The sequence below is a fragment of the Cytobacillus oceanisediminis genome, assembly GCF_007830235.1.
In the GTDB taxonomy this organism is placed as follows: Bacteria; Bacillota; Bacilli; order Bacillales; family Cytobacillaceae; genus Cytobacillus; species Cytobacillus oceanisediminis.
In genome coordinates this window covers 41,017-56,633 of record NZ_VLKI01000014.1, presented here as the reverse complement: position 1 = coordinate 56,633, position 15,617 = coordinate 41,017, and the positions used below count along the sequence as shown (strand labels likewise).

16 protein-coding genes are annotated in these 15,617 nt (G+C 43.5%); 14 read left to right on the top strand and 2 right to left on the bottom strand.

Going from position 1 to position 15,617, the window contains the following annotated elements; all coding sequences use genetic code 11:
- The first annotated feature begins 46 nt into the window (after nucleotides 1–46).
- The 13 genes from IQ19_RS19260 to IQ19_RS28650 are packed head-to-tail and all read left to right on the top strand — an operon-like array spanning nucleotide 47 to nucleotide 9,095.
- Entirely contained in the window at nucleotides 47–1,519 is a 1,473-nt protein-coding gene (locus IQ19_RS19260; protein ID WP_144544165.1) for an adenosylcobinamide amidohydrolase, read from the top strand.
- Nucleotides 1,516–2,481, top strand: coding sequence for an adenosylcobinamide-phosphate synthase CbiB (cbiB, locus tag IQ19_RS19255; protein ID WP_144544293.1), 966 nt, complete (start codon nucleotides 1,516–1,518; stop codon nucleotides 2,479–2,481). The genes IQ19_RS19260 and cbiB overlap by 4 nt, the downstream gene beginning before the upstream one ends.
- Nucleotides 2,456–3,532, top strand: coding sequence for a threonine-phosphate decarboxylase CobD (cobD, locus tag IQ19_RS19250; protein ID WP_144544163.1), 1,077 nt, complete (start codon nucleotides 2,456–2,458; stop codon nucleotides 3,530–3,532). Before cbiB ends, cobD begins: the two co-directional genes overlap by 26 nt.
- Nucleotides 3,514–4,089, top strand: a complete 576-nt coding sequence (locus tag IQ19_RS19245) for a bifunctional adenosylcobinamide kinase/adenosylcobinamide-phosphate guanylyltransferase (RefSeq protein WP_144544161.1) — start codon at nucleotides 3,514–3,516, stop codon at nucleotides 4,087–4,089. The genes cobD and IQ19_RS19245 overlap by 19 nt, the downstream gene beginning before the upstream one ends.
- Nucleotides 4,086–4,943 carry a cobyric acid synthase gene (locus IQ19_RS19240; protein WP_144544159.1) on the top strand — a complete coding sequence of 286 codons (858 nt, stop codon included), beginning with the start codon at nucleotides 4,086–4,088 and terminating at the stop codon, nucleotides 4,941–4,943. Before IQ19_RS19245 ends, IQ19_RS19240 begins: the two co-directional genes overlap by 4 nt.
- Entirely contained in the window at nucleotides 4,930–5,721 is a 792-nt protein-coding gene (gene cobS / locus IQ19_RS19235) for an adenosylcobinamide-GDP ribazoletransferase (protein ID WP_144544157.1), read from the top strand. Before IQ19_RS19240 ends, cobS begins: the two co-directional genes overlap by 14 nt.
- Nucleotides 5,679–6,296: a histidine phosphatase family protein gene (locus IQ19_RS19230; protein WP_144544155.1), complete on the top strand. Its 618-nt coding sequence runs from the start codon at nucleotides 5,679–5,681 to the stop codon at nucleotides 6,294–6,296. Before cobS ends, IQ19_RS19230 begins: the two co-directional genes overlap by 43 nt.
- Nucleotides 6,248–6,676, top strand: coding sequence for a bifunctional adenosylcobinamide kinase/adenosylcobinamide-phosphate guanylyltransferase (locus IQ19_RS19225; protein ID WP_144544153.1), 429 nt, complete (start codon nucleotides 6,248–6,250; stop codon nucleotides 6,674–6,676). The genes IQ19_RS19230 and IQ19_RS19225 overlap by 49 nt, the downstream gene beginning before the upstream one ends.
- A 16-nt stretch (nucleotides 6,677–6,692) precedes the next feature.
- Nucleotides 6,693–7,277, top strand: a complete 585-nt coding sequence (locus tag IQ19_RS19220) for a cob(I)yrinic acid a,c-diamide adenosyltransferase (protein WP_144544151.1) — start codon at nucleotides 6,693–6,695, stop codon at nucleotides 7,275–7,277.
- The gene (locus IQ19_RS19215; RefSeq protein ID WP_144544149.1) at nucleotides 7,278–7,772 is read left to right on the top strand and encodes an ECF transporter S component; all 495 of its coding nucleotides are present in this window, start codon (nucleotides 7,278–7,280) and stop codon (nucleotides 7,770–7,772) included.
- On the top strand, nucleotides 7,769–8,488 hold the full coding sequence (locus IQ19_RS19210) for an ATP-binding protein (protein ID WP_144544147.1): 720 nt from the start codon (nucleotides 7,769–7,771) through the stop codon (nucleotides 8,486–8,488). Before IQ19_RS19215 ends, IQ19_RS19210 begins: the two co-directional genes overlap by 4 nt.
- Nucleotides 8,485–8,745: a histidine phosphatase family protein gene (locus tag IQ19_RS28655; protein ID WP_242021065.1), complete on the top strand. Its 261-nt coding sequence runs from the start codon at nucleotides 8,485–8,487 to the stop codon at nucleotides 8,743–8,745. Before IQ19_RS19210 ends, IQ19_RS28655 begins: the two co-directional genes overlap by 4 nt.
- Nucleotides 8,730–9,095, top strand: a complete 366-nt coding sequence (locus IQ19_RS28650; RefSeq protein WP_242021064.1) for a histidine phosphatase family protein — start codon at nucleotides 8,730–8,732, stop codon at nucleotides 9,093–9,095. Before IQ19_RS28655 ends, IQ19_RS28650 begins: the two co-directional genes overlap by 16 nt.
- On the opposite strand, the gene IQ19_RS19200 is transcribed toward IQ19_RS28650, so the two are convergent.
- Nucleotides 9,074–13,585, bottom strand: a complete 4,512-nt coding sequence (locus IQ19_RS19200; RefSeq protein WP_144544145.1) for a phosphodiester glycosidase family protein — start codon at nucleotides 13,583–13,585, stop codon at nucleotides 9,074–9,076. The two genes, IQ19_RS28650 and IQ19_RS19200, sit on opposite strands and share 22 nt — an antisense overlap.
- Before the next feature lie 402 nt (nucleotides 13,586–13,987).
- On the opposite strand from IQ19_RS19200, the gene IQ19_RS19195 reads away from it, so the two are divergent.
- A complete protein-coding gene (locus IQ19_RS19195) occupies nucleotides 13,988–14,371 on the top strand; it encodes a VOC family protein (RefSeq protein ID WP_144544143.1) in 384 nt (127 codons plus the stop codon).
- A 64-nt stretch (nucleotides 14,372–14,435) separates the two neighbouring features.
- Here IQ19_RS19195 and IQ19_RS19190 read toward each other — a convergent pair whose 3' ends face one another.
- Nucleotides 14,436–15,602 (bottom strand): ROK family transcriptional regulator, encoded by a 1,167-nt coding sequence (locus tag IQ19_RS19190; protein ID WP_144544141.1) that lies wholly within the window; start codon nucleotides 15,600–15,602, stop codon nucleotides 14,436–14,438.
- Nucleotides 15,603–15,617 lie beyond the last annotated feature (15 nt).

Here is a 15,617-nt window from a genome sequence, read left to right as displayed (position 1 = left end):
GAGCAGGCGCTTGTGCATATCTTAGTTCAGAAAGAAGTGGTTAATCATGCTAAGCGTTCAGCAAATCACTGGCGGATATGCCGGTGCACCGGTTGTGAAAAATATAAGCTTTGAAGTGGAAAAAGGGGAGCTTTTCGGAATATTGGGGCCGAATGGAAGCGGCAAGACCACGATTCTTAAGATGCTGAGCGGCATTTTGCCTTATAAGTCAGGAGATATTCTGATCAAAGGAAAGAATCTTTCACAGTATACACCGAAAGAGCTTGCAAAAATTATTGCTGTTCTGCCTCAGCACTCCTCTCAGGCCTTTTCTTATACCGTTAAGGAAACGGTTTCCCTTGGCCGTTATGCCCATCAAAAAGGCTGGTTTCAGAGCTGGAGCAGCGAAGATGAGGCTACGGTCAATCGAGTCATGGAGCAGACGGGCATCTCTCAGTTTCAAGACTTTGATATTCAGCAATTATCCGGCGGTGAAAGACAGAGGGTGTTTTTAGCTCAGGCCCTTGCCCAGGAGCCGGAAATATTATTGCTGGATGAGCCGACTAACCATCTTGACTTATCCTATCAAAAGGAACTGCTGGATCTGCTTTCTGTATGGTCAAAGGACTGCGGGTTGACGGTCATTTCTATTTTTCATGATTTGAATTTGGCCGGCCTGTACTGTGATCGCCTATTGCTGCTGGAGAATGGCGAAGTCAATATTAACCACGTTCCCAATGAGGTTTTGAAAGAAGGGCGGATACGGGAGGTTTATAGGACGAAGATTGAGAAGCTCCCGCATCCAAGAGTCCCGGCCCCTCAGATGGTGTTGGTGCCTGAACGCTCTCAGGCGGAAAGCCAATCAGAGAAGCGAGTCGATCCAGCCAGCCTGGAGGTAAAGGAAAATTTGCTAGTCCTTCGCTCGCCATTTCCGCTGAAAACCATGTCATCAGGTGTAACTGGATCGGGGACCGGCTGGAATCGCATATTTCTTAACCGGCATGTGAGCAAGAATTATGATTGCAGTGATCATAGAGCAGAGATGGCGGAGTTTGTCCGGAACATCGGCTTTGAACCCGGAGAAACAGTGGGGATGATGACTGCCGTATATGTTGAAGATTACAGCAGCAAATTTTGTGAAGAAGAAACCTTCTCTGTGTATGTGGTCGTGACAGCAGGTGTCGGCAATGCTGTTGACGCCTCGAAAAGTGAAGTGCATTCTCATCATCTGACACCTGGAACGATCAACACATGGGTTTTCGTTAATGGAAATCTGACAGAGGAAGCTTTTATTCAATGTATCATGACCGCAACCGAGGCAAAGACAAGGGCTCTGCATGACCAGCAGGTGAAGGACTCTGTAACAGGGACGATTGCAACCGGAACATCTACAGATAGTATTTTGATTGCTGCCACTCAGCAGGGCGAGAACCTTGAGTATGCAGGAACCATTACACCGCTTGGCAAAGTGATTGGAAAAGGTGTCTATGAGTGTACAGTTATGGCGATACAGAATTCACAAAGAAGGATAAAAAAATGATCATGCATCACCTGATTGCTATTACATTAGCCTATATCATTGATATGGTGATAGGGGACCCTCCAAACTGGCCGCATCCTGTAAGGTGGATAGGTGCTTTGATATATAAACTTGAAAAATCGCTTAATAAAGGACGATCGAGAAAATTAAAAGGAGCCGGCATGCTGGCAATCGTCCTGTTGGCTGCAGGAGGGATTTCCTTTTTAATCATCAGATTTTTCTATGGAATCCACCCGACCGCCGGCATCCTGGCAGAAGGAATTCTTATTTTCACTGCCATCGCTCAAAAAAGCTTAAAAGAAGCGGCTCTGGATGTTTACGAACCTCTGGCAAAAGGAGATATGAAAGAAGCGAGAGAAAAGCTTTCGTATATTGTTGGCAGGGATACAGATAGTCTGGATGAACCCGGGATTGTCAGGGCTACAGTGGAAACGGTAGCTGAAAATACAAGCGATGGAATTACTGCTCCGTTATTTTGGGCATTCATTGGCGGTGCTCCGCTTGCCCTTATCTACAGGGCTATAAATACATGTGATTCCATGGTAGGCCATCGAAATGAAAGATACGGAGAATTTGGCTGGGCATCTGCAAGGATTGATGATATCGCTAACTGGATTCCCAGCAGGTTAACATCGGTATGCATCATGCTGACCCAAAAGCCGGACCATACTTCAGCTGGAGATGCTTGGAGCATATTGCTAAGAGATGCAAGGGAGCATCCAAGTCCCAACAGCGGCTGGGGGGAAGCAGCTGTGGCAGCTCTACTTGGCATCCAATTGGGGGGAATAAATTTTTATAAAGGTGTAATCTCCAACAGGGCAACAATGGGAAACCCTATGGTCCTTCTTGAAAAAGAACATATTTTAAAAAGCATATCGATTATGAAAAGGACTGTTTTCATATTTTTACTCTTACTATGGACAGGAGGGATGCTCCTTGAAATGGCCCTCACACGGCTCTAATCCCCGATATTTATATGAAGCTATGAATATTAAAATGCCAGCAGAACGGATTGATTTTAGTGCAAATATAAATCCTCTTGGCCCTCCTCAGGAGTTAAAAGCCAGGTGGAATACCCTTTTTGAATATATTACAGATTACCCGGACCCTCATGCCTCTCTTTTAAAAAGTAACTTGGCCGCTGCAGAGGGAGTAAAGGAAACGCAGATCCTGGTCGGAAATGGCGGTGCCGAGCTGATTACTCTAATTGCAAGGATGATAGCTGGAAAAAGAGTGCTGATTATTCAGCCGGCCTTTTCGGAATATGAGGAAGCTTGCAGGGTAAATGGCTGCACGGTTGCCTATCATCAGCTGGAGCCTGAAGGCTGGAACCTCGATATGGAAGCGTTATCTTTAAAACTAAAGGATGCTGATGCTCTGTTTTTCTGCAATCCAAACAACCCCACCGGTGTTTTTTATTCCTCGGGGATTGTGGAGGAACTGATAGAAAGATGCAGGGTTTATAATTGTCTGTTTGTTATGGATGAAGCTTTTTATGACTTCGCCTGCGACTATCAATCTATTATTCCTGTAATAAAAAACAACATGCATGTTATAGTCTTACGCTCCATGACAAAAATGTTTTCGATTCCTGGATTGCGTCTCGGCTACTTGCTAGCAAACGAGGTTTTAATTGAAAAAATGGCTGCCCTAAAACCTCACTGGAGTGTAAATGCTCTCGCTTTAAAAGCAGGAGAGTGGTGCCTTGAAAGTAAAGAGCATGTCCAATTAACAAAGAAATTGATCAAACAGGAAAGGGATAGGCTGGCTCTTTTTTATCGGCAGCTGGATTTTTCTGTCTCCCCTTCTTCTGTGAATTTTTATTTACTGAAGGATTCCAAATTGGAGGCTCAGCTCCCTCTCTTTCAATTTTTGCTTGAAAAAGGAATAATCCCTAGGCACACGATGAATTTCCCTGGACTTGAAGGAAAATGGCTGCGTTTTGCCATTAAAGGGCCGAAAGATAATGACCGGCTGATGGAGGCGATACAGGAATGGCGGAAGGTTCGCTAATTTTTATTTCTGGGGGAGTGCGCAGCGGAAAAAGCTCCTTTGCAGAAAAGGTTGCTGCTGATCTGGCAAAACAGACTGGCGGAAACCTTCATTACATTGCTGCAGGTAAAGCGTATGACTCTGAGATGGAAGCAAGAATCCAGAGGCATAAGGAAGACCGGCGAAAAAGCGGGATGAGCTGGATAACCTGGGAGCAGCCTGCCAGGCTTGCAGAGCTTTCTGAATTCTTTGGCGAAAATGATATTATTCTGTTCGATTGTTTGACAACTCTTTTAAATAATGAGCTTTTTTTGGCCGAAGACCTATGGAGGAAACAGGATTTTCAGGAGAAGGTGTCCTCTGGTATTCTGCAGGCTATTGCTGAAATTCATCAGAGGTGCAAAGCCATCATTATTGTCAGTAATGAAGTGTTAAACGAACTGATTGGCGGGAATAAACTGGTGTTTACATATGGGGAAATGCTGGGCAGACTTCATCAAAAAATCGTGGAAGTAGCTAATCAAGCATATCTCGTTGAAGCAGGTATTCCAGTTCAAATGAAAGGAGAACCTGCATGAAAGGAATTATGATTCAGGGTACATCATCTGATGTCGGGAAAAGCCTGATCGCTACTGCTTTATGCCGGGCATTTGCGAACGAAGGATATCGGGTGGCTCCCTTTAAATCGCAAAATATGTGCAATTTCACATATGTAACAAAGGAAGGAAAGGAAATTGGGAGAGCCCAGGGGCTCCAGGCAGAAGCAGCAAAAACTGCGGCAAGCGAGTGGATGAACCCGATCCTATTAAAACCTAAGCCAAACCAAAAATCAGAGGTTGTTCTCCTTGGAGATCCAATCGGTACGGTTACTGGGAGGTGCTACAAGGATTCCTTCTATCAAGCAGGACTGGAAACTATTCAGATGGCCCTTGAAAAATTAAGCAGGGATTACGATCTTATCGTTTTGGAAGGAGCGGGAAGCCCGGTCGAAATCAATTTAAAAGAAAAAGAACTCGTCAATATGAAGGCAGCTGAGATGGCAGATGTGCCGGTGATTTTAGTCGCCGATATTGAAAGGGGCGGAGTGTTTGCAAGCATTGTTGGAACTTTGGAGCTGCTTTCTCCAGAAGAAAGACAACGGGTACAGGGCATTATTATTAATAAATTTCACGGTAAACCCGAGCTGTTCGAGGATGGCATCAAGTGGATTGAAGATAAAACAAAGCTTCCTGTAATTGGTGTACTTCCATACATAAATAATCATCACATTCCAGTAGAGGATTCACTCTCCAACGTTGAAAGTAATGAGGCTGAGGGTGCAGTGGCCGATGAAAAGTATGATGAACTTGCCGAGGGCATGCTGAAGCATTTAGATTGGGAAAAGCTGATGAAAATTGTATTTAATTGGAGAACCAGCGATGAAATCGCTTAAGGGATTATTAATCAATCTTCAATTTTTTACAAGCATTCCGATATCGATAGCCCTTCCGATGGACAGGGAACATCTTGAGAAGGCGATAAGAACATTTCCGCTAGTTGGACTGTTTCAGGGCAGCCTTTATGCCTTTATTCTTTATGCTTTTCTTGAATGGACTCCTTTTTCAATTTTAGTAGCTGCATTTGCAGTTTGGCTCGCAGGAATAGTACTGACTGGCGGTATTCATTTGGACGGGTGGATGGATGCGAGCGATGCCTTTTTTTCTTATCGCGATCAGAAAAAAAGGCTCGAAATCATGAGTGATCCGAGAACAGGAGCATTTGGTGTGTTATCCGTACTTGTTTTATTAAGCACTCGCTTTCTGTTCATCTATGAAATTGTCCTGCTGGCAAGTTCTGTATCTTACTTTTTAATTGCCTTGATCCCTTTTTTCGGAAAAATGATGATGGGAATACTGCTGCTGAAGGTGAAGGCCGCCAAGGAGGAAGGCCTCGGATTCTTATTTCAGCAGTCCGCTTCCAGTAATACTTTGCATATCTATCCCATCTATCTGCTGATAATTGCCGGAGCAGCAGGAATGCTTATGGACCCAGCTCTGATTGGAGTTCTTATAATGATTGTGATTTCCGTGCTGCTTTTCTTTTTCCTATCAAAAAAAGTTAACACATGGTTTGGCGGCATGACAGGAGATGTGCTGGGTGCAAGTGTAGAAGGAACGGAGGTTTTGCTATGGATGGTTGTATGGCTATTGCACTATTTCGCCATGGGCTGACAGAGGCCAATAAGCGGCATGCCTACCTGGGCTGGACGGATTCCCCTCTATGCCCCATCGATAAGGAAAAAATAGCTGAAGTTCCTAGCGGTTATGAATTGGTTCAATCCAGTGATTTAGGAAGATGCCAGCAAACAGCTAAAATACTCTTTCCAAGAAACAAACTGGAAATAGGCAAAGAATGGCGGGAATGTTATTTTGGCAAGTGGGAAGGCAGAACCTATGAAGAATTAAAAGATGATGCCGATTATCAAAGGTGGCTAGAAGCCCCTTTTTTAGAAAAGGTGCCCGGAGGGGAATCTTTCGAGGAATTTTCGGAACGGGTTGATAGGGGCTGGCAAAAGCTGATTAATCGAATGCTAGAAGAAGGGATTCGGAAAGCAGCAATTGTAACGCATGGCGGTGTGATCCGGTACCTGTTAAGCAAATATGGACCTGATGGCAAAGAATTCTGGGAATGGCCTATCCCCTTTGGAAAAGGATACGAGCTTGTATGGAATCAGGAAGAGTTAAGGAGGGGTGAGAGATGCACTTTGTTACGGGTGGCGCCTTTAACGGAAAATCCAGATGGGTGAGGAACTTTTATCAGCTGGAGAATGTTCCGTGCCAGTGGGTCTCCGCCTACAAGGGTGAAACAGTCACTGGTTTTCATAAAAATGGACTTGTTGTAATGGAGGGCATTGAGGTTTGGATCCGGGATTGGTTAAAGGAGTCAGGTGACAATGAGGTTCGAACCAGATGGCAGAATCATCTAAGGGATTGGCTTGATTGGGAAAAAGAAGATATCCATAGAGAAATTATTTTAATAGGAACGGATATTACTAAAGGCATTGTTCCCATGGAAGCAGAAGACAGAAAGTGGCGGGATATAACTGGCTGGGCCTATCAGGATACCGCAGTCCTTTCTGACAGGGTAGATTTAATCTGGTATGGCATAAGCCGAAAAATAAAATGAAATGGGGAATTTGTTTATGAAGCTTTATACACGAACAGGTGATGAGGGGAAAACGAGCATTATCGGAGGCAGAGTGGAGAAGGATGATGTAAGGGTTGAGGCATATGGAACAGTGGATGAAGTGAACTGCTTTGTCGGTCAGGCCATGACACAGCTTGATTCAGCTGTTTTTCTGGATGTGTTGGCGGATCTGGAAAAGATTCAGCACGAGCTTTTTGACTGCGGCGGGGACTTGGCAAATGTCTCGAAGAATCGGGAGTTGAAACTGACCAAGGAATCGATTGATTATTTGGAAGCTAAAATCGATGCATTCATTGAGGAAGCACCTCAGCTGGAAAGGTTTATTTTGCCTGGAGGAACTCCTGCTTCTGCATCTATCCATATAGCAAGAACAGTAACGAGAAGAGCGGAAAGATTGGTTGTCGCATTAAGAAAAACAGATCCGGAGACTTCTGCAGTTGCCTTAAAATACTTGAACCGATTATCCGATTATTTCTTCGCCCTGGCAAGAGTCATCAATTTCCGCATGAACGAAAAAGATGTTGAGTATGTACGAAGCGCGAAAGTATTCCGGGAAGGAAAGCGCAAGGAGGATAAATAAATGAAAAGCATGAGAATGGCCACGGCTGGAATGCTGGTTGCTTTGACAGCTGTTGGAGCAGCCATTAAAGTCCCTGCAATTATTGGGAGCGTGGCTCTGGACGCCTTTCCTGCCCTGCTTGCAGCTGTTTTGCTTGGCGGATCTGGCGGAGCTATTGTTGCCTCGATTGGCCATCTGATTTCGGCAATGATTGGCGGTATGCCGCTTGGTCCGCTTCATTTCCTCATTGCTGGAGAAATGGCTTTGTTAGCCTTTGTGTTTGGCTTTCTATTCCGGAGAGGCAAGCGCTGGCAGGCTGGGATGCTATTTGTGCTAGGCAATGCTTTTGCTGCACCGCTCCCTTTTATATTTTTGATGGGCAAAGCTTTTTACCTGGCAATTGTGCCTTCCTTATTTATAGGTTCCGTTTTAAATACGGCTATTGCTTATATAGCGATACCAAGGCTGGCAAGGTTTGTCGAACCTTATTTTTCTAAAACGGGTGAAGGGCAATGAGGGATGTACTAATCTTTCCTGTCAGCTCAGAGGAGTCCATAGTCGTTGCCAGTGATAACAGCGGCGCAATTGGCGAAAAAGACCAGGACGCAGTTAAAGTGTCTTATGAAACTGTTGCTTACTATTCCTTTCGTGTTGCAGTCATGGAGTGTTTGTCAGCAGGAGCAGAACCCTTTGCGGTTATTCTGCAGAATTTTTGCGGAGATGGTGCCTGGGAAGGTCTAGTTAAAGGAATTAAACGTGGTGTTGGCGAATTGGGTATCGGTGACCTTGAGATTAGCGGCAGCACTGAAAGCAACTTTGCCCTGCAGCAGTCTGCTGTTGGATTATCTGTTCTTGGAAAAAAGAAGGGGAATGGCGGTACAGAGAAAATCGTTTATAATGATCAAACAGTCATTGCTGTCATTGGTTCTCCTTTAGTTGGAGAAGAGGTAATCAGGAGAGAGTCAGAGGCTGCTCCCCTGAAGCTTTTCCAGGAGGTGAATTCCCTTGGTGATGTTGTGACTCTTCCGGTTGGGTCAAAGGGTATCCTTGCAGAGCTGAATGGGCTGTTTTTCAGTAAGGTGTTCAGTGACATGGATTTAAATACAGATTTGGATATTCATAAATCGGCAGGCCCATCTACTTGCTTTATAGCCGTCTTTCCTCAAGAGAACGCGGAGGAGATTAGGTTGCTGGCAGGAAGTTATTTTTACCTATTGGCAGAAGGGTTTTGAAAAATATAATGCTTACTGTATATGTGACGAGACATGGTGAAACAGAATGGAATAAAGAAAAAAGAATGCAGGGGCACCTCGATTCGGATTTAACCGGGAAAGGAAAGCCGGAGGCATTGTTGCTAGGGGAAAAATTGAAAGACATAAACTTTAAGCGTATCAATTCCTGGCAATCGGATATTCCATACGGCAGAGCTGGTAAAAGAAAAAAGCCAGTGCCGATTGAAACTGATAAAAGATTATGGAGATTGATCTAGGAGCCTGGCAGGGACAAAACGAATTTGAGATAAAAGAGAGATATCCGGGAAAGTTTGATGCCTGCTGGAATAGGTCTGCATCTTACAAAAGTGTTGAGCGTATTTGGGATCCGCCAATCATCCATGGAACAAGCCTTACCATTTTAAGAATACATAGTGATAAAAAAGAATTCTTACTAGAAGGATGCATGGAACATTGCAAGCAGGCCCGCCGGAAAGCGAGCCTGCTTTTTATTTTTAAGGGGCTTTTAACCCTTTCATTCTTCTCAGAGGAAACCATTCGGATGCTATTAATAAAAAGGCACCCGGGAACCCGGATGCCCAAACTTTATTTCTTAATTGTATGCTGATCAACTATTCTGCCATCTCTTGTTTTGACTATCAGATTAATACCTTGGTCATCTATGGAAACATTAGTATAGACTTGAGTGTCTTCATCAAAGTATACATCCATATATGGCTGCGGTGTTGTTGCGTAGAACTTTTTCCCAGTTGATCCGGCTATCACATAGGTGGTGCCGTTTTCTGCTTTTTCTCCATTTTTGAGCGGGAAGGTACGTACATAGGAATGATCATGGCCGGATATAGCAAGGTCAATATCCAATTCATCAAATATAGATGGCCATACTTCTTTTACCATCTCACTTCCGCCTGCTGGATTCGAATAATATGGGGAGCGATGGTAAACAACAATCTTCCACTTTTTATCTGTTCCAGTCATGTCTTCTTTCAGCCATTCGGCTTGCTCGAGAAGGCCTTCTTTTGAAGTTTCAGTATTCATGACAGCGAAGTGTGCATTTCCATAATCAAAAGAATACACAGTACCTTTAAATTTCTCTGGTCCATTCTGAGGTAATTTAAATAGATGCTTGAAGGTTTCCACACCCGTTCCAATGTTTTCATGGTTGCCAACAGCTGGAACAAATGGTGTGGAAGGTGCCAACTTAGGGTTTTTCATGGATTCAAAGAAAGCATTCCAATGGGTGTAAAGGTTACCATCATCAATCATATCCCCAACGTGAAGCATGAAAGAAGCATCCGGATCTCCCTGTTTGGCTTTTTGGAAGAGCTCTGTGAAAATTCCAAAGCCATTTTCTGTCTGATTAGGTGGAGCCTGTGTGTCTCCCATTAAGATAAAGCTAAATGGATTATTATCTCTGCTTCTTGCAGTAAAAGCTGCCGTTTCACTCCAGCCTTCTTCTGAACCATCACCAACACGATAGGTATACGAGGTGTTCCGTTTCAGTCCATTAATAGAAGCTGAATGGACCTGAACTTCACCTTCACCAAAAGCATACTCACTGCTTTTGCCTTTTACTGTTTTTACTTCCTTGCCTTCAAAGCCTGATTTCTCATAGTGTTCGGTTTCAACAAGCTCAACAACCGAATTTACAGTCAGGGGAGAAGTCGTCCAGGTGATATTCATGCTGTTGACTTGCTCGCTAAATGTTAGGTTTAAACGCTCCGGTGTTTGTGAGCCGAGATGTTCAAGCACTTTTACATTGGTAATAAAACTGTATTGCTGTCCCTTTTGGACTTGAATAATAAGATCAGAAGGAATGATAGAAAGGCGGTCCGTTTTTATTTTTCCTTCCTGATCTGTTGTTCCAAGAATCCAAGGAGAAACCTCGACATCTTTTGTCTTCAGCCATCCTTCAAAATGTCCGTATTTCACCTTTGTCCAATCGCCTTGCTGTTGCTCGATCAATGCACTGGCGTGTTTACTCAGCAGTGCAATGGTTTTGCTGCCCATATCAGGGCTTTCATAAAGAGCAGATTCTTTTTCCTTCACATTAGCCAATTTATGGTTAGGTGCTAAAACCTTAACTGCAGCACCATTTACCACTTTTCCATCTTCATTTTTCACGGTGATGTTGGCGTCAAACCCTACAGACGCACGGTCTACATCTATTTTATAGTGAGCCTTTAAAACAGCCTTTATATCAGGCATATAAATAGACACAGGTTCTTTATGTTCTTGCAGTACCAAAGCGCCTTCAACAAATTGTATTTCAATAGGCTCGATACTATTAGCCGGGATGAGGAAAGGAAGCCTTCCGAGTTCTTTAATTTCTTCAGCCCCTTCAATATTCTGGATGTCCTTAAGCTCCAAATAAATTTGGCCGTCTTTTGTTATTTCGTTTTTTGCAATATGCTCTTCCGATATTCTATTATCGAGCAAAACCTTATCTTGTTGAGGCTGAACCTTCTTGTTATCAAAACTAAAATGCAGTTTTAGTGTTTTTATATTTTGCAGCTCGTTTGTTTGAAGCAGAACTTCATAGGGGCTGCCCAAATACGCTTCTGTTTCAAAGACAGGTTTCAATCCAGTGCTGCCGCTGTCAATTTCAAATTGCCAGACCCGTTCGCTTTCGTTTCCGAAATGATCTTGGACAACAACTTTAACCTCATGATAGCCATCCAAAAGAGGCTGTGAAGGAGTATGGGCAATTTCACCAGTCTCTTCATTAAATTCTGCCATTACCTCATTGCCATCAAGGTACATTTTTATTCGTGATGGGTTGATGCCTGATCCGTTTTCATTATCCTTTGCAACTGCACTAATCTTAAGCTCGTTAGCAGGGATCACTTCATTTTCAGCAGGATATATTTGTGAAATTTCCGGATTCATTAAGTCATCATTTGTTTCGCCATAAACGGCCCGGATATTGTCAACATAGATGGCTCCGGCATTTTTATTATCATTGCTTGTTTCCATCAGACGGACAGCAAGATCAAGCTTTAAAGGAGTTTCCTTTCCGGGAGGAACGCTTGCCTCGACATATTTCCAGCCCTTCCAATCCATATTTGTTTCAAAGTCAATTGGAAAAGCATTATTATTCCCATCCCTTAACTGAGAACGCAGCCAATGGCCGTTGCCGTCTCCGTATACCCACATCCCGATGGTTTCCGGATAGTCCTCAATAATGATATCTTCCTTCGGGTAGGCATAAGCTCCGGATGTTCCGATCGTTCCAGTAAAATCATACTTTAGTTCAAGTGCATGGTTTCCAAAACGTGCAGGTTCTGGGTAGGTAGTTTGCCGAATAGCAACCGATTGATAACGGGCACCGCTGAAAGTCCATTGGTCGAGTCCATTTTCAAAGGTTTCCAATATGACCGGCATTTTGCCGACCTGAATATTAATTGTATCGGATTTATCGCCATAGCGTACTGTAATGGAGCCTTCTGCTGTTTCACGAGAAGCTTTAAACACGCCATTTTCATCTAGAGAACCTATATCACCAATAATTTCCCATTCAAAGTTTGAGGGATTTGCATGAACCGCTCTTCCATTTAAGATAGCTTTTAAGTCTAATTTAATTTCATCTCCGCGTTTAACTGTAAGGGTATCCTGCGGAAGCTGGAGATCGGACAATTGGTTTACCACAGTTATTTCAGATGCACCTTTGGCGCCTGATAAACCCGCAAGCAATTGTCCGGACATTGGGCCTTCTCCCGCTGTGAAGATTCCATCTGCTGAAATGATGCCAAGAGCTTGATCAGACATACTCCAGTTTGGCTCTTTTGTTATTTGTACTGGGTTAAAGGCCGTGTCCATACCTTTTGCATTAAAATCGTAAGTGCTTCCGGAGAGCATTAATAAATGATCTGGCTGGACAGCAAGCTGCTGAAGTTCACCTTGCGTAGCTGCGGATACGACAAGAAAAGAGTTTGCAACGCCCCGCTCATTCCCGTCAGAAGGCTGGTTGCCAAGCGATAGTCCATCTTCTCCGTTTGTCCGCGATAAGTAGGTGGAGGATCCGCCGCCATCTAGATTTAATGCTTCAACGGCCCCAAGTTCATAAAGTAAGTCCCTTAACTCAAAAACAGTAACCCCTTCCGAGTAACCGGGCTGTCTTCCATCCAGTACGAGAAAGAAAATGCTGCCGTCTGCTTTAATGGCTGCAGCAGTTCTTGGTGCTCTTGTTGTTGTGAAGGAGCTTTCAGCAAACTGGACCTTTTGCCCGTTTTTAATCAGAGTAATGCGTCCGCCCAGTGCTTGTTTAACATCTTCCCAGCCGGCAGCGACCGCCGTTTTAAGCTCTATTTCCTCTCCGGAGGCCAATGTTTTCAACTTTTCTGAGGCAGTGCCGCTTCCTGAAAGAATAAGTTTTCCATCGGGAATTTCAGAGTTCCCCTGGTTTACCATCACTTTTTCCACTTTAGCAGTAAGGGTGCCGGGTTTGCGAATATCGCCGGATACTTCACTGAGTAGTACCTCGGTGCCTTCATGATTTGTGCCTGTCATTTTCATATTAGAAGTGTACACAGCCAGCTGATTGACTCCCCGTGTGCCGTTCAGACTATGAATCTTTGTTTCTATTTCCCTAATTACGGCTGAAAATGAAGGATTTGGATAGCCGATGATAGCTTTTCCATTTTCCTTTATTCCAAAGGTTTCGGTATTGGAGGCCTTTAGTATTTTTCCTTCATGAATAACGGAGCCTAAGGGGATTCCATTGGCTGTATTAAAGAAATCTCCATTAACGCCTCCCACCACAACGTGCCCCGGTTTAGAAACAAAGGAAGCCTGTTCGCTGACAGTCTGCATGCCAAAGTCCTTCCCGTTTGGAAGTCCGGCCTCAATATGTATGTCCGGGTTGTCAGTATTGATATTCATCATAAAAATTTCCTGTCTGCCAGCTTCGCTATTAATAGTCATCTCAGTCTCGTGTACACCTGGAGCTACAGGCCTTGTCCATTCTTCAATTACCGATCCAAGCGAAAAGGAAGCTGCTGATGCTGTTTTCTGGTCTAACGGTTTATGAAAAAGAAAGGACTGGGAAGCTAGCAGTATAGCTAAAAAATAAAAGAAGCCCTTTTTAATAGAATACAAAATAAATTACCTCCTTAGAAATGGTTCATGTATCTTTAGCGTATCAGCGGAAGTTTAACTAGAGGTGTAGAGGGTGTAAAATTCAGGTAAATCCAAGAAAAAGTTGTGAAATGTTAGAAAGGTATAGAACAGTATGTCAGAAGAATAGCGGGGTAATGAATTAGTAAAAATATCCCTCCTTTTTCCAATAAATTCTCATATGTCAGAAAATAACATTAAAAAAGCTAGTTGTCTATACCAATTCGTGAAGTTCGTACCAAATGACTGCTATTTAGTAGGAAAAAGGAAAGGTTAAATTGAAACGGATGGCCAATATACCCGTAATGTAAAATGGTTGAAGGGTAATCCGCTTCATGTATTGAATGTATATAAAGCACAGTAATTAACAGGAAGGTGAACGGAATGAATCTGAAAATGGGCTATGTAATTCTATATGCGGAAAACCTGTACAAAACGAAACAGTTTTATGGAGAACTGCTTGGCCTGGAACTGCGAAATGAGTTTGGAACCTACATAGAATACGATACTGGCAGTACGATTCTTTCTTTTAATACGAGAGAAAGCGGTCGTGAGGTCACGGGGCTTCCGATTCCGGATGGGGTGAGAAAGGAGCAGACCTTCGAGCTTGGTTTCGTTACGGAAGAGGTGGAAGGTGTTGTGGAAAGGCTAAAAGGAGCCGGAGTTCCTGTCTTGCTGGAGCCGATTGAAAAACCTTGGGGCCAGATGGTGGCTTATGTGGAAGATCCGGATGGACATTTTATTGAGATTTGTTCTCCGATAGGGTAAAACAAAAGGCAGGACGAGGTATCCTGCCTTTTTTCGCTTACGCTAAAGGGGAAGCTACTGAGAGCTATTCCCTCTCGTGAGCTAGATTCAGTATAGGTACATCAAGAAAATGCTTAATGGCGAGTGCGCATGCTCCTAAAATGGATGATTCCTTTCCAATTGATGAAATGGCAAGCTTCCGGTAATGGCTGACGGAAGAATGTAAATGGTTCTTTACGATCTCCAGGGAGGCGGGGTTCATCCTTAGCAGCTCACTGTCAAGCACAAGCACCTCTGGATTGTAGATGTTGATCAAATTATTTAACCCGATGGAGAGGTAGTAAAGGGCCTGTTTCATTAATTCAGCGACTTCTTGGTCACCGTCATCAAGCCATTGCTGAATTTGTTTGTATGTTAAATGGCTCACTTGCTTCTTCTCTGTCAAATAGCTAAATAGGCTGGACTCTGATGAATACAGCTCCCAGCACCCTTTGTTGCCGCAACTGCACTGCTTGCCTTCCGGAACAACAATCATATGGCCAATTTCACCGGCAAATCCATCATGTCCCTTAAATGGCTGGTTATTTATCATCATTCCTAGGCCGATTCCTGAATAGAGTGTGGCGCATAACAGGTTTTCTGTATCGTGGTGAAAAAACACCCGTTCAGCATAGGCAGAAAGGTTAGCATTATTTTCGACAAATACATTTAGGTCAATTTTATTTTCCAGGTCGTTTTTAAGTTGAATATCCTTCCATTTAAAACGAGGCACAAAGTGGATTGTTTCATCTTTTCCTACTAAACCATGAATGGCTACGGCAACCCCAATAATCCCGTAACGGCTTTCAGAGAATTCGGCTTTATACTGGTTAATCTGTTTAATCAATAGAGCTAGGATCTCAGAATAATCCGTTGTATTTAATTCAATTGCAGCGGATGTTACGGGAATGCCCAAAAGGTCGGACAGGGTAAAAGAAATTTGGCCATAGTCCAGGTCAATGCCGAGAGCATAGCCTGCTTGTCCATTTATTGAAAGCATGATCGGCTTCCTGCCAACTGTATTATGTTCCAGCTGTGTTTCTATAATAAGGCCTTCCTCCAATAAGTCAGCTACTTGAGCTGAAATAGTTGCTCTTGTCAGGTTTATAGCTTTGGATAGGTCAGCCCTTGAAATCATTCTATGTTTGACAATTTCACTGATAATTAAAGATCTGTTTATTCTCTTTATATATGATGCATCTCCGGTAACCATAGGTATCCTCCGTTT